This window comes from Sphingomonas parapaucimobilis NBRC 15100 (genome assembly GCF_000787715.1).
In the GTDB taxonomy this organism is placed as follows: domain Bacteria; phylum Pseudomonadota; class Alphaproteobacteria; order Sphingomonadales; family Sphingomonadaceae; genus Sphingomonas; species Sphingomonas parapaucimobilis.
In genome coordinates, this window is record NZ_BBPI01000112.1 from 1 (window position 1) to 3,196 (window position 3,196).

Below are 3,196 nucleotides of genomic sequence, written 5' to 3' on the forward strand. Positions count from 1 at the left end.
ATGCCCGCGTACTGCAGGATCTTGCAGCGTGCTACGCAGGTCAGCGATCCGCGCCCGAAACTGGGCCTGCAGAACGGATGGCGTTGAAAGCGAGGGAGGCGAGACCACACCTCGGTCGACGGTAGCGGCTCGCGAGATCAGGCGGGCCTTTTCCTTCTCCCGCTCATCGATCATTTGCCGCAGGGCAGGGGTTGCGATACCCGCCAACAGATTTTCGTACAGATTGCCGAGTTCGCGCTCGAGTTGCTGCAGTCGGATCCTGGCCGTGTCAGCCTCATGGCTGTCGATCCGCGCAAGTCGCGTGGCTTCGCGCTCATACTCCGCAATGAACAGGCGCACATGCTTTTCGGTGAGCAGGTCGTGCTGGATAGCCGTCAGGCTTGCCTCTTCCAGGGGGCCCTTGCGAACCGATAGCCTGTTGTCACAGGTGCCACGCTTCTTCTGACCGGCGCAGCGATAATAGTCCTTGCCGCTGATCGTGTAGTTGGAGCCGCAGCAGCTGCACCGGATCAGGCCAGATAGCAGATGCTTCTTGCGATTACCCTGGGCCAGCGGCAGCGACGTGGTGGTGCGCTTGCGGGCGTTCATTTCCGCCTGCACCGCCTCGAAGTCACTGTCATCGACGATGCGGAGGTCCGGGACTGCCACCTCGATCCACTCGCTGGGGTCTCGAAGCTGATAGCGCCGTTCGCGCTTTTCCGAGTCCGGATCGCGGCGCCAGTGTCGACGTTTCCAGACAAGCCGTCCTGTGTAGAGGGGGTTGTTGAGGATGCCGACCAGCTTTTTGGGGTCGCCCCGGATGGTCGAGGCATTCCACTCCCCGCCACGAGGTGCTGGAATACCCTCAGCATTCAGGAGGGTGGCGATATCGACGGACGACAGGCCGCCAGCGAACCATCGATAAATTTGGCGAACCATGTCTGCCTTTGCCTCGTCGATCGCGAGCAGCCCACGGACAAGTTCGCCTTTCGCATCGAGCTGGATGACGCGCTTGTATCCATAAGCGCGTCCCCCGGCGAAACGCCCTGCCAGGACCGCCGCCTCCATGCCGCGCAAAGTTTTGTCGACAAGGTGTTTGAGGAAGATCGCGCCCATCAGACCTGCAACGGCAAACTTGATTTCGTCGACCCGGCCTTCGCTGATCGTATGCAGCTGGACGCGGTGATAGGGCAGTTTCTTGCCTAGCCAGGCCACGTCTTCCGCGTCACGCGCCAGCCGGTCCAGTGACTCGCATACAATGAGATCGACCTCGCCCGCCTCGACGGCCGCAAGCAACCCTCTCAGTCCGGGGCGGTCGCGCCGATAGCCTGAAATCTCTGGATCGAGCCAGGTTGCTACGACCCTACCACCAAGGAGATTGACGAGCGGCGCACACGCCGCAACCTGATCGTCGGACGACGTGGCCGTTTGCAGGGCGGTCGAATGTCTGCCGTACAATGCGACGCGACGTTGGCCGGAAATGGTCATGAGGATGAAGCCTTTTCTGTTGGGGGCCGTGCGGAGGACGTGGTGTGGCGGTGTTCCGCCGCCAGCTGCCGGGCGAGCAACTGCACGAGTTCGGCCAAAGCCTTCTCGCTTTTTGCATTTTTTACCCACGAGATCCGCGCAATGGCCATGGGGCGGTGATAGGAAGACAAAATTCAGGCGTGCATCAACGATACACAATCGTTACACCGTATTTCGATGGCCCGTCGAAAGCCTGCCCGGATGCGCCTCCCGCCTGGCTATGCCAGGCTCAAGGACAACCTCGGCCAGATCATCCGGGCGCACCGGCTGGCCGGCACCGGCACCGATGCGCCCCTGCCGCCTAAGGTCTTTGCACACCGCGTGGGCATAAGCCGGGTAACGTTGTCGCGGATTGAGCATGACCGTGTCTGGCCACGCTCGGAGACGCTGGTGGTGATCATGGACATTTTCATGATCGACTGGCCCGATGTTGCCGAGCCCGGTGTGACGCGCTCACCACCTCGGCGGATACCTGACACGCAGCAGGATATGCAGCGCGACTATCTCTGCCGAGCATTGAGGGCGGGGCGCATCGCATTGGGATGGAGCCTGTCGGACCTGGCACGCTACAGCGGCATATCCGCGTCGCAGTTATCGAGGATTGAACGCGGGCAGGGAGGTAAATCTGCGGTCTTTGGCTGGCACCCGGATTACCTGGCGATAGAACTGCAGGACCGATTGATCGTGTTCACTCACCCCGTCCTGGCAAATGTCGCTGGGGGCGGGGTTCGACCTATCCATCCCAGTCATCAGAAATGAACGACACTTTGCCCTATGAGGCAGTTTGACCACCGACCTCATTATGTCGGTAGGAATGCTGAAAAACTGGTGGCAAGCGGCCTGTCCGCTTTCGGGCGACGAGCTATAGTTAGCCGACGTTCGTTCAGGCGAATGCCGACGTCCGCTGTCGACCAGAGCAAGACGTCAAGTGGACTTTCCTCATTTAAGTGGAGGGGCATTTGGTCGGCGTGACGCGATACGTTCGAACTGCGCGGGGCGGGTGTAGTCGAGCGCGAAGTGCCGCCTGACGGGGTTGTAGAAGCCGACGATATAGGGGGCAATGGCGCGCTTGGGCTCCGTCAAACCAACGTGGCAGGCGGGGCAGGGGGCTGATATTGATGGCGGATAAGCCGGAAATCGAGGGCATTGCCGCCTAGCCCGTTTCGCCGTTTCAATTCCTCGCCGGAGGTGATCCGGCTGGTGGTGCTGATGTACGTGCGCTTCCCGCTGTCGCTGCGGAATGTGGAAGACCTGTTGTTCGAGCGTGGCATCGACATTTGCCATGAGACGGTGCGGCTGTGGTGGAACAGGTTCGGTCCGCTATTTGCCGGCGACATCCGCCGTGCACGCGTGAGCCGCATGCGGGGCTTTCGGCACTGGCGATGGCACTTGGACGAGATGTACGTGAAACTGAACGGCGAGATGGTCTACCTTCGGCGGGCGGTCGATCACGAAGGCGAGGTGCTGGAGAGCTACGTCACAAGAACACGCGACAAGGTGGCAGCGCTAGCCTTCATGAAGAAGGCACTGAAGCGGCACGGTTCGCCCGAAACCATCACGACCGACGGCCTGCGCAGCTACGGCGCGGCCATGGATGAACTTGGCTGTCGCGACCGTCAGGAGATCGATCGCTGGGCGAGGGAGTGTCAGGAATTTCGTGTGTGGGCGGGCATAATGGGAAAGAAGGAAA

General features: G+C 61.0%; 4 protein-coding genes. 2 read left to right on the top strand and 2 right to left on the bottom strand.

Annotated elements, in window-relative coordinates:
• A partial coding sequence (locus tag SP5_RS18215; RefSeq protein ID WP_157013807.1) for a recombinase family protein occupies window positions 1-1,467 on the bottom strand: 1,467 nt, incomplete at its 3' end.
• The gene (locus tag SP5_RS19610; RefSeq protein WP_156884259.1) at window positions 1,464-1,616 is read right to left on the bottom strand and encodes a hypothetical protein; all 153 of its coding nucleotides are present in this window, start codon (window positions 1,614-1,616) and stop codon (window positions 1,464-1,466) included. The genes SP5_RS18215 and SP5_RS19610, both read right to left, overlap by 4 nt.
• Window positions 1,617-1,707: 91 nt before the next feature.
• Here SP5_RS19610 and SP5_RS19690 point away from each other — a divergent pair, with 91 nt between their 5' ends.
• Both SP5_RS19690 and SP5_RS18225 read left to right on the top strand, forming a co-directional pair.
• The gene (locus SP5_RS19690) at window positions 1,708-2,265 is read left to right on the top strand and encodes a helix-turn-helix domain-containing protein (protein WP_042491507.1); all 558 of its coding nucleotides are present in this window, start codon (window positions 1,708-1,710) and stop codon (window positions 2,263-2,265) included.
• Window positions 2,266-2,652: 387 nt separating this feature from the next.
• A partial coding sequence (locus SP5_RS18225; protein ID WP_042491508.1) for an IS6 family transposase occupies window positions 2,653-3,196 on the top strand: 544 nt, incomplete at its 3' end.